The 18,555-nt window shown below is 48.7% G+C and carries 12 protein-coding genes; 2 read left to right on the top strand and 10 right to left on the bottom strand.

Annotated features, from left to right (window positions below; genetic code table 11):
* The first annotated feature begins 65 nt into the window (after nucleotides 1-65).
* Nucleotides 66-743: a DUF2278 family protein gene (locus tag ACQXR1_RS03785; RefSeq protein ID WP_430771756.1), complete on the top strand. Its 678-nt coding sequence runs from the start codon at nucleotides 66-68 to the stop codon at nucleotides 741-743.
* A gap of 42 nt (nucleotides 744-785) precedes the next feature.
* Here ACQXR1_RS03785 and ACQXR1_RS03780 read toward each other — a convergent pair whose 3' ends face one another.
* The 8 genes from ACQXR1_RS03780 to ACQXR1_RS03745 all read right to left on the bottom strand — a co-directional run bounded on the left by ACQXR1_RS03780 (nucleotide 786) and on the right by ACQXR1_RS03745 (nucleotide 14,656).
* Nucleotides 786-995 carry an MbtH family protein gene (locus ACQXR1_RS03780; protein ID WP_014665214.1) on the bottom strand — a complete coding sequence of 70 codons (210 nt, stop codon included), beginning with the start codon at nucleotides 993-995 and terminating at the stop codon, nucleotides 786-788.
* Nucleotides 996-1,009: 14 nt separating this feature from the next.
* Nucleotides 1,010-8,146, bottom strand: coding sequence for a non-ribosomal peptide synthetase DhbF (dhbF, locus tag ACQXR1_RS03775; protein ID WP_430771755.1), 7,137 nt, complete (start codon nucleotides 8,144-8,146; stop codon nucleotides 1,010-1,012).
* A 19-nt stretch (nucleotides 8,147-8,165) separates the two neighbouring features.
* On the bottom strand, nucleotides 8,166-9,104 hold the full coding sequence (locus ACQXR1_RS03770) for an isochorismatase family protein (protein ID WP_430771754.1): 939 nt from the start codon (nucleotides 9,102-9,104) through the stop codon (nucleotides 8,166-8,168).
* A 27-nt stretch (nucleotides 9,105-9,131) separates the two neighbouring features.
* Nucleotides 9,132-10,751: a (2,3-dihydroxybenzoyl)adenylate synthase gene (locus ACQXR1_RS03765; protein ID WP_430771753.1), complete on the bottom strand. Its 1,620-nt coding sequence runs from the start codon at nucleotides 10,749-10,751 to the stop codon at nucleotides 9,132-9,134.
* 28 nt (nucleotides 10,752-10,779) lie between these two features.
* Nucleotides 10,780-11,976, bottom strand: coding sequence for an isochorismate synthase DhbC (dhbC, locus tag ACQXR1_RS03760; protein ID WP_430771752.1), 1,197 nt, complete (start codon nucleotides 11,974-11,976; stop codon nucleotides 10,780-10,782).
* A 24-nt stretch (nucleotides 11,977-12,000) separates the two neighbouring features.
* On the bottom strand, nucleotides 12,001-12,786 hold the full coding sequence (locus ACQXR1_RS03755; protein WP_041521529.1) for a 2,3-dihydro-2,3-dihydroxybenzoate dehydrogenase: 786 nt from the start codon (nucleotides 12,784-12,786) through the stop codon (nucleotides 12,001-12,003).
* Between the two features lie 191 nt (nucleotides 12,787-12,977).
* Nucleotides 12,978-13,847 carry a ferri-bacillibactin esterase BesA gene (besA, locus tag ACQXR1_RS03750; RefSeq protein WP_430771751.1) on the bottom strand — a complete coding sequence of 290 codons (870 nt, stop codon included), beginning with the start codon at nucleotides 13,845-13,847 and terminating at the stop codon, nucleotides 12,978-12,980.
* 212 nt (nucleotides 13,848-14,059) lie between these two features.
* On the bottom strand, nucleotides 14,060-14,656 hold the full coding sequence (locus ACQXR1_RS03745) for a sulfite oxidase-like oxidoreductase (RefSeq protein WP_014665221.1): 597 nt from the start codon (nucleotides 14,654-14,656) through the stop codon (nucleotides 14,060-14,062).
* Nucleotides 14,657-14,757: 101 nt separating this feature from the next.
* On the opposite strand from ACQXR1_RS03745, the gene ACQXR1_RS03740 reads away from it, so the two are divergent.
* Nucleotides 14,758-15,360: a biotin transporter BioY gene (locus ACQXR1_RS03740; RefSeq protein ID WP_040081953.1), complete on the top strand. Its 603-nt coding sequence runs from the start codon at nucleotides 14,758-14,760 to the stop codon at nucleotides 15,358-15,360.
* Between the two features lie 71 nt (nucleotides 15,361-15,431).
* Here the strand turns inward: ACQXR1_RS03740 and ACQXR1_RS03735 are convergent, their stop codons facing one another.
* Together ACQXR1_RS03735 and ACQXR1_RS03730 are read right to left on the bottom strand one after the other, a co-directional pair.
* Entirely contained in the window at nucleotides 15,432-16,760 is a 1,329-nt protein-coding gene (locus ACQXR1_RS03735) for a Na+/H+ antiporter family protein (RefSeq protein ID WP_430771750.1), read from the bottom strand.
* Between the two features lie 143 nt (nucleotides 16,761-16,903).
* On the bottom strand, nucleotides 16,904-18,406 hold the full coding sequence (locus ACQXR1_RS03730) for a leucyl aminopeptidase (protein ID WP_430771749.1): 1,503 nt from the start codon (nucleotides 18,404-18,406) through the stop codon (nucleotides 16,904-16,906).
* Nucleotides 18,407-18,555: the final 149 nt, after the last annotated feature.

Raw genomic sequence — 18,555 nt, 5'->3', positions numbered from 1 at the left:
TTAAAAGGAAAAAGAGATCATTTCACGAATTATGATTATGAAGTTGATCATAAAGGAGGATTCATATGGCTGTTCAGCAATATGGCGTGTTAAAAGGCATTGTCTTAGACATGAAGCGTGAAACCGATGATGACAGTCCTCATTTCCAAGTCAAAGTGCTCGGTGAAGAGAATACGTATTACAGGTGCGCCATCAATGTGATGTCCAGTTCTGAGGAATCTGAAGTATTGTATTTGGCTGACGATCAGTTTGATTCGAGCTCGATTACCATCCTTCCGAACATGCCGTATGGATATACAAGGATCAATGAGGCAAACCGTGAAGTGGCGCTTGATTACGTGCGGGGCAATTTGTTCGACCCGGGAGAAATGAAGCCTTTGCCGCATGAAATCACTGGGCCTGATAATGATTTAAATGATTTTATTGAAACGTATATGAAGAAAGCGCAAGATGAGAAAGCGCCGGTTTATATATTCGGTTCCAAATTCGGACCTGAACAGGCTGCAGATAAAATATTCGGCTTTACCCCGACCAACGGCATGCACAATATCCATATGAATCAAGGGAATGCAATGGATACCCGCTGGAAAAAAGACAACAGTTCTTGGCATGACGGGGGCATTCTGATTCAGTTTGCCGATCAGTGGGCCGCTGTGTTTTTAGCGTTTTTATCCCAATCTTGGTGTACAGATGAAAACGGAAACCCGGTCAGAGATTGTGATCATACCCAAACGTCTGCGTAAAATAGAAAAAGAGACTGCTTGCTGCAGTCTCTTTTTATGCGATTACACATTTTCAACAGTCTTTAGGCTGTTTGGCCTCATGTCTCTCCAATGTGATTGGATATAGTCCAGACAAGCTTCACGCCCTTTTTGTTCATGAACGACTGTCCAGCCGCTCGGCACATCTATAAAACCGGGCCATAGGGAATATTGGCCTTCTTCATTGATCAGCACCAAATAGGTGCCATCCGCATTTTCAAAAGGATTTGCCATCTATTTCTCCTCCCTTATTGATGTAACTCTTTCAGTTTGACAGCGAGAACCTTGCCGATTTGAGCCAGCGGTTCCGGCTGACATAAATCTTTATGACGGCAGTTGATGTCGATTTGTTCAATCTGTCCGTTAATATAAGAATTCCACGAATCAGGTTCAATCGGATCAAACCAGTCAGGAATGATTGTTGATCTGAAAAATAAAACATTTCCACGGAAGGTTTTCGGCTTATAGGAGCCTAAAATGCCGACAGAATTGACATACGTATTTTTCAGATTTAAAATGACCGTTTCATCCAAGCTCGCAAGCGCACTGCCGTCACTGCGAAGAATCTCAATTGCTGCTTCAAAATCTAGCGGTTTGTCCCCTAAGCTGTCTGGATCGTACCCGCCTAACGCCAGAAGGGCAATAAGCGCTTCCTCATCATCCGGCGCCTCTTTTATAGGAAGGAAGTGGTTTGGATAGGCATCCAGCATCACCAATAGGGAAACTTCTTCTCCTTGATTTTGCAGCTGGGTGGCCATCGCTTGAACGACATTCCCGCCCAGGGACCAGCCCAGCAGATGGTACGGGCCTTTCGGCTGAACCGTTCGTATTTGTTCAATGTAATCGGCCGCCATGTCATCAAGTGTTTTCGGAAGCTCCTCGCACTGCCCGATTCCCCGTGCCTGCAAGCCATAGATCGGATAATCCGTTCCTATATTCGTCATCAAACCGGCATAGCACCAGCTGAGCCCCCCTGCCGGATGAACACAGAATAAAGGAAGCTTGTCTCCGCTTGTTCGGAGCGGCAGCAGAACATCAAGAGCGCTTTGGCTTGATCCCATTTCAAGTCTTTCAGCAAGACCGGCAACAGTCGGCGCTTCGAATAGGTTGCCGATGCTGAGTTCAACGCCGAGGGATTCGCGGATGCGGCTCATGAGCTGTACAGCAAGCAAGGAATGTCCGCCTAAATCAAAGAAACGATCATCAATGCCGACACGCGGCAAGTGAAGCACCTCCATAAACAAGTCACAGAGAATTTCTTCCTGCGGCGTTCTCGGTCCGCGCCCTGTCACTGCCCCTGCGAAATCCGGAGCGGGCAGCGCTTTACGATCTAGCTTTCCATTCGGTGTCAGCGGCAATTCTTTCATCGTCACAAAGGCAGCAGGCACCATGTAATCCGGCAATCTCTCAGCAGCATATCTGCGCAGTTCCGCCGTATCAAATGTTTCTTCCGAAGGGATGACATAAGCTGCCAACCGTTTATCTCCCGGCTGATCCTCACGAACGATCACTGCCGCATCTTCAAGCTGCGGATGCTGAATGAGCGCGGCTTCAATTTCTCCCAGTTCAATCCGGAATCCCCGAATTTTCACCTGATGATCGGCGCGGCCGACATAGTCAAGAGAACCATCAGCGCGGAGGCGGGCCACATCCCCAGTGCGGTACATCCTAGTGCCTGGAGGACCGAACGGATCAGCTATGAAGCGTTCCGCTGTTAATCCAGCCCGGCCTAGATAACCTCGTGCTAACCCTGCTCCTGATACATACAGCTCTCCGGCAACACCCGGCGGCACCGGCTGCAGGCGCTCATCCAGCACATATACACCAAGATCGGGAATGCCGCAGCCGATCAAGCTGTTTGCCCGTAAAGCCGCCATGCTTCGGTCTAATTCGATATAGCTCACATGCACGGTTGTTTCTGTAATACCATACATATTGATAAGCTGCGGTCTATTTTCAGGGTGGCGGTTATACCAATCCTCTAAACGGCTGAGTTCAAGCGCTTCTCCGCCAAAAATGACATAGCGCAGGCTGAGCGCTTGTCCGAGATCCGGCTGTTCCCGTTCAGCCTGCATAAACTGATAGAAAGCGGACGGTGTCTGATTCAGAACGGTCACACCCTCTTTGACAAGCAGGCGCAGAAATGCTTCTGGCGATCTGCTGACGTGATGAGGTACGATGACGAGACGCCCGCCATGCAGCAGAGGACCCCAAATCTCCCACACTGAAAAGTCAAAAGCGTAGGAATGGAACATGGTCCAGATATCGTCTGAGCTGAAATGGAACCAGTGCTCGGTCGCTGCAAATAAACGCGTTACGTTTTGGTGAGGAATCATCACACCTTTTGGAACACCTGTAGAGCCGGATGTATAAATGACATACGCCGTATTCAAAGGCGTAAGCGGCTGGGTCCGATCCGTATTATCCGGATTATCAGCTGGGTATGTGTTTAGTTTCTTTTCCAGTTCGAGATCATCTAGTACGATTTTCGGCACGTTGTCCGCTGGCGGAATGTGCTCTGCAGCTTTAGTGTTCGTCATGATAAACGCGGGCTGTGCATCTTTTAGCATAAAAGCAATTCGATCAGCCGGATAATCCGGATCAAGAGGCAGATAAGCTGCTCCCGCTTTCAGCACCGCCAGTAGTCCGACAGCCATTTCCAATGATCGGGGCAGTGCCAATGCCACAAATTGCTCCGGCCCGACACCTTCATTAATCAGCATGCGGGCAAGCCGATTTGCTCTTTCATTCAGCTCTGCATAGCTCAGTGCCTGATCTTCATAAACAACGGCAATGGCATCAGGACGTAAAGCAGCCTGTTTCTCAAACTGCTCCGGTAAACATGCGTGCGGAATCTTTTCAGATATACCTTGCCAATCTGTCACCATATTGCTGCGTTCCTCTGGCGCAAGAATATCCAGATTTCCGATTTGCTCGTCAGGATCAGACTCTGCAACCTCCAACAGGCGCATCAATCGGTCAGCAAGAGCCTGAGCCGTTTCCCGCTTGAAAAGATCAGTGCTGTATTCAAGCAGTCCTTCCATCCCGTTTGGTGTCCCGTCAGCAAGGCGATCTTCACTGATTTCCAGCGTCAAATCAAACTTGGCAGAACCGACACTGTTGATTCGCAGGCTGCTCTCCATGTCAGGAAGTTGCAGTTCAGCATCCGGTGTGTTTTGGAACGCAAGCATGATTTGGAACAAAGGATGCGTCGCACGCGAACGAGCCGGATTGAGCACCTCTACAAGTCTCTCAAACGGCAGATCCTGATTGTCATAGGCTGCCAGATTCACTTCCCTCACTCTGTCAAGAAGCTCACGGAAGCTTGGGTCACCGGACGTATCGGTTCTGAGCACCAATGTATTGATAAACAGCCCTACAAGATCTCCCAGCGCATCATCATTCCGTCCCGCGATCGGACTGCCGATCGGAATGTCGGTACCCGCCCCAAGCCTTGTCAATAAAGCAGCGAGACCGGATTGAAGCACCATAAATAGGCTCACCCTATTTGCGCGAGCCAGCTCCTGCAAGCGCTTGTGAAGGCCGGGCTCAATACGAAAATGAATCGTATCCCCATCATGGCTCGGCTCAGCCGGACGTGAATAATCGGTTGGCAGTTCAAGCTGATCAGGCAGGTTCTTCAAGGTTTCTTTCCAGAAAGCAAGCTGTCCGGCAATCAAGCTATTTGGATCATTCTCGTTTCCAAGCAGTTCTTGCTGCCAAAGCGCATAGTCCGCATACTGCACAGCAAGAGGCGCCCATTCGGGAGCTTTTCCGTGGCAGCGAGCCGCATAAGCCGTCCCAAGATCTCGGGTCAGCGGCGTTAAGGACCAGCCGTCCCCGACAATATGATGCACGAGAAGAAGCAGCACGTACTCGTCAGGACCGATCACAAAAAGCTCGGCACGAAAGGCCGGTTCAGCTGCAAGATCAAAGCTGTATCGTACAGCTTCGGCAAGCCGATCAGAAAGCTCCTTCTCAGCAATTTCAGTAACATGCAACTCAGGACGGGCTTGGTCGGCATCTAAAATATGCTGATAGGATGTCCCCTGTGTTTCAGGGAAGATCGTCCGCAAACTTTCATGACGGCAGACGAGGTCATAAAGTGCCGCTTTCAGCACTCCTTGATCAAGCTCACCCGACAAACGGACAGCAACCGGAATATTATAAGTAGGACTCGGTCCTTCCAGACAATGTAGGAACCATAGCCGGCGCTGGGCAAATGATAGCGGGATCTTTTCAGGCCGCTCAGCTCTTTGCAAAGCGGGACGTGCACTCTGCGCCTGATGAAGATGGGCAGCGAGACCGGCTACTGTCGGTTCGTCAAAGAGCTTGGCGATACCAAGTTCGGCTCCCATTACCTCGCGAATGCGGCTCATCAGACGGGCTGCGAGAAGAGAATGACCGCCAAGCTCGAAGAAACTGTCATCTATACCGACACGTGCCAAACCGAGAACCTCTGCAAACAAGTCACACAATATCTCTTCCTGAGGAGTCCGCGGAGCCCGATCACTGACAGATGTGCTGAAATCTGGTGCCGGCAGTGCTTTTCGGTCAAGCTTGCCATTAGGTGTTAACGGCAGCTCGTCCATCTCCACAAACGCCGCCGGTACCATATAATCAGGAAGACTGGCCCCCATATAACGGCGAAGCTCGGCAATATCGATAACAGAATCAGCGACTACATAAGCCGCCAATCGTTTGTCTCCCGGCTGATCTTCCCGTACGACAACCGCTGCCTGTTCAATGTGCGGGTGCTTGGCAAGCACGGCATCAATTTCTCCGAGTTCAATTCGGAATCCGCGAATTTTGATTTGATGATCCGCCCGCCCGATATAATCCAAAGACCCATCAGCGCGCCAGCGAGCCTGGTCTCCGGTCCGATACATCCGAGTCCCCGGCGGTCCATATGGATCTGCAACAAAACGCTCAGCCGTTAAATCAGGGCGGTGGAAATAACCTCTGGCCAAGCCGGTTCCTGCGATATAAAGCTCGCCGACAACCCCCGGCGGCACCGGCTGCAGACCGTTATCAAGCACATACACCTGCGTATTCCAAATCGGTTTGCCAATCGGCGGAACGCCCTTCAGCCCTTCATCAAGAAAAGCTGCTGCAGACCAAATCGTTGTTTCAGTCGGACCGTATAAATTCGTGACTGAACAATGAAGGTCTTGAAGCGCCTGCAAAAGACCGCTCGGCAGCGCCTCACCTCCGACAAGCACTCTAAGCCCCCGAAGTTTCTCAGGTTCACTCGTCACCAAAGCATGCCATAGTGTCGGTGTTGCCTGCATGATATTGATATCGAAATTTTCAATCATTTGAGCTAATGCCTGTGGCTCTCGGATCGTTTCTTTCTTTGCGATCACGATTTGCGCACCGCTAATCAGCGGAAGATATAACTCCAATGCTGAAATATCAAAAGCGACAGTCGTCACAGCCAACAGCCTGTCTTCTTCTCCTAGAGAAAATGCCTCCTGCATGGACAGCAGAAAATTGCTTAAGCTTTTCTGTGTCACAACGACACCCTTCGGTCTTCCGGTTGATCCTGATGTATAGATAATATACGCAGGATGGTCAAGAGAAACCGATACATTCGGATTGTCAGGCGAATAGCGTTTTAAAACCTCCTGGGTAACAGCCTGATCAAGCACTAGCTCCGGTACATCCAGGTCATCAGGCAGACTGGCTGCTATTTCCTCAGTCGTTATGATGCATGAAGGCTTCGCATCCTCCAGCATGTAAGAAATACGGTCGGCAGGAAACTCCGGATCAAGTGGGAGATACGCCGCACCAGTCTTGAGCACAGCAAGCATTGAAGCCACCATCTCTGGAGAACGCGGCAGCGCCAAAGCGACAAATTGCTCGGGACCAAGGCCTTTTTCAATCAACAGATGCGCAAGGCGATTTGCCTCTTCATTGAGCTTTCGATAGTTGACTTGAATGTCATCACACATAAGAGCGATACGTTCTGGCGTTTGAACTACCTGTTTTTCGAACATGTCTTGGAGTCTGACCAGCTTCTCGGATTTTTCCGTATGGTTCCATTTATGAATGACTTGTTCTTTCTCCTCTGGCAGCAAAAGCTCCATTTGCCCAATCAGCATGTCCTCCCCAGCTGAAGCCGCTTGCAGCAACTGCAGGATACGCTGCTGATGATGCTTGATATCAGACTCGCTGTATACCTCGGGATTCGCATCAACATCAATTCGCAGCCCGCTGCCATCTGTTCTGTCATATACATTGATTGATAGATCATCAACAGGACCGGCTGAAAGATTATGCGTTATGCCCCGGGCCCCGGCAAAGTCGAGACCATAATCAAACGGCATGAGATTGATTTGAGGGCCAAATAATCTATGATTTTCTCCTATCAATTTCAGATCACGCCGAAGCTCTTCATGGCGATACTTATGATGTCGCCGAATACTGCGGATTTCCCGGGAAATTTGCTGAATCAGTTCAGAAAAGCTCATCGAAGAGCTGACAGTCAGCCGAAGAGGGAGAAGGTTCATCACCATAGCCGGTACATTCAGTGATGCGGAACCTATCCTTCCCATCATGGGCAGGCCGAGCACAACATCCTCAGAGCCGGTCATACGGTGCACATAAACAGCTGACACCGCAATCATAACTTCATGCCAGCTTCCTGAGAAATAGCGCGCCGCTTCTTTTAACGCGTTTACATCAGACGGAGGCAGATATGCCGTATGACGAAGAAAACTGTTAGATGTTCTTGGCGCCCGATCAGCCAAGCTCACAACTTCAGGTGCATCTGCAAAACGGTCCAGCCAGAATTGACGATCCTTCTCATACTGCTCTGATCCGCGATAATCTGTATCCTCCTCCAAAATGGCTTGGAGAGACCAAAAGGAACGATCTTTAGCTGTTTGTCCTTTTATAAGCTTGGTATATGTACTTGCCACACGCTGGGCTATCAGGGAAAAACCGAAGCCATCGATCGCTATATGGTGAATGCGCTGATACCAAAAGAAACGATCAGGCCCGGCAATAAACAGAGCTTCATTGAACAAAGGGTCATCTCCTAAATCAACCGGCTTTGCCAAATCTGCTTTCATCCAGTTTAATGCTGTTTTTTCCGGATCAGGCTCAGAGCTGACGTCAATGACGTGCAGCTGTACATCCGGAGACGGGTTTATCATCTGCCATGGCCCGTCCATATTTTCACCGAAGTGGACATGCAGCGATTCCGCTTCCTTGATCACGTGCCGCAAAGCTTCTTCAAAAAGAGCAATATTGATGGGTCCATTGATTTCTATATATTCTGCCGTATTGTAGATTGGATTGTCCGGATCAAGCTGCTGAGCAAACCATATGCCAGTTTGCGCCCCGGTCAAAGAATATTGAAGATCTTTTGTATCAGGCATCCGTTTGTTTACCCTCCTTTTATAAATAATCCGCGTTTGGCAGCACTTGCTGGCTGCGGGTTGTGAGCAATTTCTGCCATTCTTCGATCGTTGGGCGTTCAGCCAATTCCACGAAAGTCACCTCTGCCCCTTCACGGCGCCATTGTTCCACCAATGTCATGATCCTTACCGAATCTAGACCACGATCGAGCAAATCCTCTTGATCTGTAATGTCTTCCGGTGTTTCTTGCAGAAGCTCAGCAATTTGTTTACGGATATTCTCACATGTAAACACTTCTTTTTTGCCGGTGTTTGCTGACGTTTTTTGAACGTCTGCCGGCGCGTTCTGCAGCTGGTCAAGAAGACTGTCAGTCATCACGGTAAACGCACAGCGTCCAGCCGCATAGTCCAGCGCCATTTGATGTTTTTCTAATGAAAAATCAGCAACTGCATCTCCCACAAAAAAGGCTTTTATATCCTCCATAAATGCCTCACATGCTGTAACGAGACAGCCAATATGGGCATAAATTCCGGTAATGATCAGCTGATCGCGTCCCTCTTTCCGCATAATGTCGAGCAGATTCGTTCTCTTAAACGCGCTGTATCTCCATTTTGTCAGCACAAGATCATCATCCTCTGGTGCCAGCTCGGTTATAATTTTCTCCTCATAAGGACCGCTGTTTAATCCCGGGCCCCAAAAGTCTGTCAGCAGCGCACGGTCATCCGGATTTTGGCTTCCCGGCTGTGCGGTATAGACAACAGGAATCCCAAGCTGAACACATTGATTCTTCAGCTTTCGTATATTCGCTGAAAGCTCTGTTACCGGAGACGCTCCCGCTGTGAAAGCATCGACAAAATAGTTTTGCATATCGTGTATTAATAGGACCGCCCGATTTGGTTCAGGCACCCATGAGACTTTGTTTTGCGGCATATCAGATGCTGTCGGCATTTGATACGGCTGAATGGCAGGTATAGCCATATGAACACTTCCTCTCAAATTGTTGATTTATTTTTTTGACCCTGCAAGAAGTTTCTCGGAAATGGCTTCACGAAGAGCCTTTTTGCTTACCTTTCCTACCCCTGTCTGCGGAAAGGATTCGACAAATTCTATACGGTCGGGAATTTTATATGCCGCCAGTCCGCGCTCTCTCAAAAAAGCTTTGAGCTCTGCGGATTTCGGGGCTTCATCCCGGGGAATAATAAACACACAAGATCTCTCGCCAAGAAATTGATCAGGCATGGAGACCATTGCCGCATCATGGACAGCCGGATGCGCCAGCAAATGATTTTCTACCTCTTCAGCCGCAACCTTTTCTCCTCCACGGTTAATTTGGTCCTTCGCACGGCCTTCAACGACAATATAGCCGTCTGGTGTCAGCCTGACGATATCACCCGTACGGTAAAAACCGTCCTCAGTAAATGAAGCAGCATTATGCTCTTCCGCCTTATAGTAACCTCGAATTGTATACGGTCCCCGCGTTAGCAAGTGGCCTGCTTCACCAGGTTTTACATCGCGATCCTGATCATCCCAAACACGCACTTCATCATATGGGGACATCGGTTTTCCTTGGGTATTGACAATGATCTCCTCAGGGTCATCCAATCTCGTATAATTGACAAGCCCCTCTGCCATTCCGAACACCTGCTGCAGCGTGCAGCCGAAAACAGCTTTTACCCTTCGCGCGGCTTCAGCACTGAACTTGGCACCGCCGACCTGCAGCACTTGAAGGCTGGATAAATCGTCACGGCGTGAGGATGCCGCATCCATCCATACCATCGCAAGAGGCGGAACAAGAGCGGTTATCGTGACCTTCTCTCTTTCAATCAAAGGAAATGCGTCATCTGGACTTGGAGAAGGAGATAAAACCACTCTTCCTCCAGCGTATAATACGCCGAGAACCCCCGGTGAGCTCAGCGGATAATTGTGCGCCATCGGCAGCGCAGCCAAGTATACCGTGCTGTCGTCGAGCCAGCAGACCTCGACACTCCGCTTCAGACTGTAAATGTAGTCGTCGTGAGTCCTCGGAATCAGTTTCGATAGCCCGGTGCTCCCGCCAGAAAGCTGGAGGAACGCCACATCTGAAGATTTGACTTCAGGCAGTTTTACAGGTTCTGTATGCAAATCGTTCAGCGGCAAAAATTCCTCTGCCTCACCTGCGACAATGACGTGTTTCAACGTCGGCAGCTTGCTTTGAACCTGTCTGGCAAGTGAACGGTAGTCAAAACCAGAATAAGAATCGGGAATGATATATGCAGCCGCTTCCGCAAACTCGCAAAAGTATGTAATTTCACTGCTTCGATGTGAAGGCAGTGCGAAGACTGGAAGCGCCCCCAGGCGGAAAAGCGCGAAAATGACTTCAAAAAACTCTTTGATATTTGGCAACTGCACCACGACACGATCCATCTGTTGAATGCCAAGCTTCTGAAATCCGGCAGCCAGACGATCAACCCTTGTGTCAAGCTCTTGATAACTCCAATGGGTGTTCCCGCATGTAATCGCAATACGATCGCCATATTTGGCTGCCCGGTCTCTTAACAAATCTCCAAACGTCTCGCCGGCCCAGCAGCCGTTTTTCCGATATATCTCAGCTACCTCTTCAGGCCAAGGAGTAAATCCATTCAGCATATTGTATCCCTCCAGCAATTCATTCTGATCATAAGTGATTCACACCCATTGCCCGCAGCATTGTCCGAAACTTTGCGGATGTCTCCTGAAGCTCGTCCTCTGGCTTTGATCCGGCAACAACACCAGCTCCCGCATACAGGCGGAGTGAGCGATCTTCTGCCTCTGCACAACGGATCGTCACGATCCATTCTCCGTCACCCGCATCGTCACACCAGCCGACCATGCCGGTAAAGAAACCGCGGTCGAACGGCTCAATGCTGAGAATCGCTTCTCTTGCAAGATCAGTCGGTGTTCCGCAGACCGCCGGCGTCGGGTGAAGTGCCGCCGCCAATTCAAGTGCGGTTACAGATGGATCGGAAAGCTCTCCCTTAATCACGCTGGACAGGTGCCACATCGTTTCTGTTTTGATCAGTGAAGGCTTCTCCGGAACATCCAGCGTCCGGCAGAAAGGCCTTAGCGCTGCCGCAACTGCGTCAGCCACAACTGCGTGCTCATGAAGATCCTTTGCGGAAGCAAGCAATTCAGCTGCCCGGCGCTGGTCTTCAACAGGATCATCACTGCGCGGCCTTGAACCGGCTAATGGATTGGAAACGACCTGAGTTCCCATCCTTGAAACGAGAAGCTCCGGACTTGCACCGAGCAATGTTCGGCGGGGAGATGTTTCCGCCTGACTGGACACGTCCGCGGCAAATGTGTAGCCATGCGTGTTATGCTGAGCCAAATGGCGAAGCAGCTCATCCGTCTGAATCGGTTCAGGCGATGTCAGCTGCAGCGACCTGGACAGAACGATTTTGCTGAGTGTTCCATCGGCAATGCGCGCCAGTCCTTGTTCCACACCATTTTTATAATCCTCCGGTGCCGGAACAGGCTCTATGTGGTATGTATGCTCACATTGCTGTTCCTTCTCCGCATGGTCAAATTGAAGCGGTCCTGACCAGCGAACTTCTTCAGGAACAACGAGCCGCGCTGCTTTTACTTGATCAAATGGAACGGCCCCGACAACAAGCGGACGGCTTTGGCCCGATCGCTTTGCCTGACGCAGCGTCTCTGCAATACGGACGGAAAGGGTTTCCATTTGATTTTGTCCGTCTGCCCCCGGTACGATTTCACATATGCCTTTCGCTAACAGTACGCGATGAGGTGAAGCTAAGAAAAAGGCACCCGGCTGATACTCATGAAGCAAATGCTCTGCTTTTGTTTCTGGTATAACGTTTTGTTCCAACATTCTCATGAACCTCCTTTAATTCAGTTACACGCCTAACGTCGCGCCGCCATCTACGCATAAATTATGCATCGTAATATGCCCTGCCTGGCCAGAAACCAAAAAGAGCACTGCATCCGCAATATCCGAAGGTTGGGCTAATTTTTTGAGCGGGATCCCTGTTTTAAATGTCTCAAGTGATCCTTTTATGACTTGCTCCGCTCCATTCTCATCGGCCCATAATGACCACTGCATGTCTGTTTCCGTTGATCCGGGAGACACGATGTTGCAGCGAATATTGTATTCTGCAAGCTCAAGGCCAAGGCATTTCGTAAACATCACAGCCGCAGCCTTTGAAGAGGCATATGCCGCCATAGATGTTCTTGGCACACCCGCAGCATTTGATCCGACCGTTACGATCGAACCCGATCTCCGGTCCATCATATATTTGCTGACTGAACGCGAGGCGTTAAATACGCCAGTCGAATTCACTGAGAACGTCGCTTCCCATTCCTCATCGCTAAGCGAATGGATAAGACCCGGACGAAGGACACCCGCTACATTCACCAAAATATCAATCGGCCCCATCTCACGTTCGATGCGCGCCGTGATCTCGTCAATCGCTGCGCTGTCTCTCACATCCGCAGGAAAAGCTTCCGCATGGTGCCCTTCCGCTTTGAGGCTGTTCACAACCTTTTCCAGCTTTTCTGGATTATAATCAACTGCCGCAATATGTGCGCCTTGACCGGCAAGCGTCCGCGCAACAGCTTCACCTATCCCTTGGGCTGCCCCTGTTATAAAAGCAATTTTGCCCTTTATATCCGTTGCATTCATATCATCAATTCCTTTCTTCACTCTAGATGCCGAACAGAATCCAGAGAAAAAGACTGCCGCACTTTGAAAAGCGCGATTTATTGATAATGATTATCATTATCAATTATAAAAATAATCATATCCAAATGTCATGTGACAGTCAAATATAATTTCAGTGACAACTATTTTTTAGAAGCTAGGCTGAGTATGTCTCAGCCCATTGAAAGATGCGGTCCGTCAGGATGAAGCGCAAAACGCAGCGCCCGGCTGACCAAAACAGGAAGAACCGAAATATGCCCTTCTCCTGAAAACTCACAAAATTCTGCCCGTATGCCTTGTCCAGATAAAACGGCCAGCCGCTCGTAAAGCTCCCTCGCATTGTCGTTCATCCGGCTTTTATGATGCTGCTCCAATTCCCCTGCGGCAAGCAGGATATTGATAGGCTGATTGTTTTTCTTAGTGAGGGAGGCAAAATGATCCGATTTCTCGAGAATAAAAGGTTTATTCCAATGAATGGACGGACTTCCCGCAATATAAGTTTGAAACGCCTCCGGCTTAGTGAACAGCACCTGTAGCACGAAAAGCCCGCCAAGCGAGTGGCCAAAGATTGTTTGTCTATTTTTGTCAATCTGGTAATCTCGTTCTATCTCCGGTTTCAGATCCTCCTCAATAAACCTGATAAAGCTCTCTGCTCCGCCATGCTCCGGCCATTCTTTGCCGTCGGGCCGTTCCGGCAGCTTCGAGTGGGCTGTCGGCATTGTAAAATCCCGGTGACGCGCTGAGGAAAACGGCTCCGCTGTCTCATAGCCAATGCCGACGATCACTGCAGGAATTACCCCTGTTTTTTCAGGTCGGCGCCCCTGTATTCGAACGGCTTCCGTCATCGTTCCAAAGACAGAATTGGCATCCAGCAGATAAATCACAGGATAGCCAGCGGGTGGTGGCGGCGTATTCGGTTTCGAGATAAAAATATGATAGGTACGGTTTTCAATGCGAGAAGACATCATACGCACTTCTGTACCAGGAATCGTATATGCGTTTGGTGTTCCGCCTTTCGTCCGGTCTGTTGTTTGCTCTTTCATGCAGTACGACATTCCTCTCCTTAAACTAAACGCAATGTATGATAATGATTTTCACTATCAACTAGACAACTCAAATAATAGGTTTTCTTCCAAAGAAAGTCAACTTTTTCCCGAATAAAAAAGGCACCTGTATCAAATAAGGTACCTGCAGACTACCAATATGGAAATAAAAACCTGATAAAGATGCGGATGGTCCTGTTTGAAATAGAACCTTAATCCCATGTAAATCTTTGATTTTGCCAAGGATCCCCTCTCATGTGATAGCCATTCCGTTCCCAAAAGCCTGGATGGTTTTCTTTCGTAAATTGGATGCCGCGCAGCCATTTGGCGCTTTTCCAAAAATACAGATGCGGAAATACACCCCGCAGCGGGAAGCCGTGTTCAGGCGTTAATGGCTCGCCATTATGCGCATAAGCCAGAAGGGAAGTTTCCGCTAAGAAATCATCAAGCGGCAGATTGGTCGTCCAGCCTTCTTCCGCATGTAAAATAACGTAGCCAGCTTCTTCTTTCACACCCGCTTTTTCCGCTATATCACGAGCACGCACGCCTTGCCACACATTATCAAGCCTCGACCAGCCCGTGACACAATGAATGTCATTTTTCGATTCGTACTTCGGAAAGGCTTTGACATCTTCAAAGCTCAGCAGCATCGGTTGGTCAACCAAACCATATACTTGAAGATTCCATCTCGTCATATCTTCGTAATATGGGACACTTCCCGTATGAAGCACAGGAAATGAAGTGGTGACATTTTGATTTGGGGGCACTCTTCCAGATTGATCGGACTGTTTTGTTTTTCCAAAATACATATGGAACCCTCCCTTTTGTTAACCTCGTTTTAATTTATGTTGACAATATTTCCGTTCTTTATTACTCTATGATTGTGTATGTAAACCTAAGGGGGACAACTATGAAACAACGTAAACTTCGCGCGGCCGATATGGCGCTGATCGGCATGTTCGCCGCACTTATGGCTGTCGGAGCCAACCTTACCTCAGTAGCACCCTTTTTACAAGTTGCCGGCATTCCGCTTTCGATGCAGCCGTTTTTCTGTCTCTTGGCAGCCTTGCTTCTCGGCAGCAAACGAGCAGCGATTGCCATGATTGTATATGCACTTGTCGGATTGGCCGGAGCGCCTGTGTTTGCTCAATTTTCTGCAGGCTTCGCACCGTTTGCAGGGAAAAGCGGCGGGTTTATTATCTCATACATCCCGGCAGCATTTGCAGCGGGATGGTTTTTAGAACGAAAAATTCAGCCAAGCAAAATTCGATTTCTCATTGCTTCACTTATCGGAACGGCAATCATGTATATCATCGGCACTACCTATATGTATCTTGCACTGAAGCTGTGGATTCATACGCCGGTAAGCTACGGCACAGCTTGGGGCTTTATGACTTGGTTTATGGTAAAAGACACGGCGCTGGCTGTCATACTGGCGTTTATCGCACCAGGGATCTACCGGTCTATTCATAAAGCAACTGGCTTTAACAGAAATCACATATCGTCCACGTAAAAACCGTTCTATGGGAACGGTTTTTTTATGATAACGAGAAAAGGCTCCCCAGTAAAGGGGAGCCTTTTTCCTTATAAAACAAGCGCTGCAATCCATCCAAAGATAATAAGCGGGATATTATAAAATACAAAAGTCGGCACACAAGTGTCCCAAATGTGGTGATGCTGGCCGTCCGCACTTAAACCTGAAGTCGGTCCAAGCGTACTGTCGCTGGCAGGTGAACCGGCATCGCCAAGCGCAGCAGCTGCCCCGATTATCGCAACCGTTGCCATCGGGCTGAATCCAAGCTGCAGGCAAAGAGGCACAAAGATCGTTGTGATAACAGGAATCGTCGCAAAAGAAGATCCGATTCCCATTGTAATGAACAAGCCGACAATGAGCATCAGCAATGCACCCACTAACTGACTGTGCCCCATGATGCCAGCTGCTGTTTTAACCAGTGACTCGACATCTCCGGTTTTCGTTAATACGTTTGAAAACCCGGCTGCAACAAGCATGACAAAGCCGATAAAGGCCATTAAGACCATTCCGTCAGTAATCAGCGAGTCCGCTTCATCACGCTTCATCACACCGCTGACAAACAGAATAACCAGGCCTGCCAGCGCCCCCATAATCATCCCTTCTACTCCCAAAGTCTGAGATAAGTAAAGCTGGACGCCGAGTGACACAACGATGGCAAGCACCGCGATAGCCAGACTTTTTTTCGTATATGGAGAAGAGCTCGCACCAGATATTTCTTTTGTTTCATATGTTTTCGGTTTACGGAATACGATGATTGATAAAATCAGACCTATAACCATACCTGCTACAGGAATCATTAACGCATAAGGAATATCACCGAGAGATACGTTTAATCCGGCATCTGCCATATTATCCTTGAGCATTCCCTGGAAGATTTGCCCGAAACCAACCGGCAGCACAATATAAGGCGCCGTTAAACCAAAAGTGATCACACACGCAATCAGACGGCGGTCCATTTCAAGTTCATTAAAGATTTTCAAAAGCGGCGGAATCAGCACCGGGATAAACGCGATGTGAACTGGAACGACGTTTTGAGAAAAACAAGATACAATTAAAATAATCAGCACAATCAGCACCTTAGACAGTGCTTTTTTGCGAGAATCTTCTTTATTTCCGATTAATTTAACGGAGGCTTCCACCATTGCGTCCGGAAGACCCGTTTTCGTCAAAGCGGCGGCAAACGCGCCAAGCATGGCGTAGCTGACTGCAACGGTGGCATTTCCGCCGAGACCGTCTGTGAAAGCTTTAACCGTTTCGCCAAGACCGAGCCCGCCTGTTAACCCGCCGGCTAAGGCGCCTATAATTAATGCGATAACAATATTGACACGCAGCAGGCTTAATACAAGCATAAGCAGGACTGCGATGACGACTGCATTCATGATACCCCTCCAAAAATCCTTTAGTTTGCTAATGTAGTAGTTAAATAAAGTACGAACGTATCGTATCATAACCGATCCACTTTAGTCAACTAAAGATTTTGGAAGAAAAAATCCCTGCCGCATGTTGCCGCAGGGATTCAACATTATTCGCTTTTTTCTTCTTCCAATGCAAATCGCTCCGCAAGTGTAGCCAATGTTCTTGCCATAACACCGGTTGCACCGGATGGTCCAAAGCAGGTCGCTTTATTGGCAGTCGCTGTGCCCGCAATATCAAGATGAACCCAAGGTGTTGACTCAGCAAATTCTCCAAGAAACGTTCCTGCCATAATCGCATGTCCTTCACGCCCCGGCGAGTTGCTGAGATCCGCCATTTGGCTGCTTTTTACGCGCTTTTTATCCTTCTCTGTTATCGGCAGCTGCCAGATCGCCTCGCCGCACTCTTGTGCAGCATCAGCTACCTGCTGGTAAAAGCTTTGATCATTTGTCATTGCGCCGGTTGTTTCTGTTCCTAATGCCACAACGACGCCGCCGGTAAGCGTAGCCACATCAACAAGAACTGATGCACCATGCTGTTTCGCATATGTAATGCCATCTGCAAGCACGAGCCTTCCTTCAGCATCTGTATTGAGGATTTCAATTGTTTTTCCGCTTAAAGATACGATCACGTCATCAGGCTTCATCGCCCCGCCAGAGATCATATTATCGGTTGACGGAATAACGGCCAGCACGTTTTGCTCGGGACGAAGCTCTCCGATCGTTTCCATAGCGCCGAGAACCGCAGCAGCTCCCCCCATATCTGATTTCATGCCGACAATTCCAGATTTCGTTTTAATGGAGTAGCCGCCTGTGTCAAATGTAATCCCTTTCCCGACAAGTCCGACGACATCTTCCCATTCCTTTTTGCCCTGATATTTCAGCACAATCAATTTCGGCGGTTCGGCAGAGCCTTGGTTTACCGCAAGTATTCCGCCCATACCGAGCTCTTCCATCTCTGATTTCTCCAATATCTCACACTCAAAATCATATTTTGCCGCAAGCTCTTCTGCATATGAAGCGAGGTCAGTCGCGGTCAGCATGTTTCCTGGCATATTCACAAGCGTTCTAGCCGAATTTGTCCCTTGTCCGTATGCCTGGCCGACGCGAAGCCCCGCCTGCACTTCCTGTGTATCTTCATCTGTGACAGCATATACGGTTTCAATTTGTTTGTCAGGCTCATTTGATTTGTGCTTATAATCCTGCACCTCATAGGAAGCAAGCAGGCAGCTCTCAGCTAATGCATGAGCGGCATCGGCTGGAGGCACATCTTCCGAAATAAACGTATCAAGCAGGACAGCTGCTTCTTGTTTTCGGTCTTTATGAATAGCCTGAAAAACATGAGCAAAACGCTCCTTCGCCTGTTCAAACGTAAAATTTGCTTTTCTTCCCAGACCAATGAAATAAATTCGTTTCATACCCGCAGAAGCTGGGGGGAATACTTTTGATACTTGATTCGGTTTCACAGAGACATCACCATCTTTTAAAAGCTGTGTCAGATGGCCTTCGAGCATTTCATCAATTTCCAACGCTTTTCCTGTCAGCTGGCTTTTTTGAAAAAGCCCGACCACAAGGGTTTCTGTATGCTCTAATTGCTGAACCGCATAAAACATGAGGCTTACACTCCTAACGTAATGGGTATTTGTAATGAACAATGGTATAATAGGAAAAACATTCTTTCCACTACACTTATTTTATCAAACAACAGTCTAAGACTTGCTTTTTTCTTTTGAAACACGAAGGATTTTTCAAATAGAAAGGA

The organism is Bacillus sp. ATD (assembly GCF_050585765.1).
Lineage (GTDB): Bacteria > Bacillota > Bacilli > Bacillales > Bacillaceae > Bacillus > Bacillus stercoris.
Note: the sequence above shows the minus strand (reverse complement) of the source record. Positions and strands in the feature narration are given on the sequence as shown.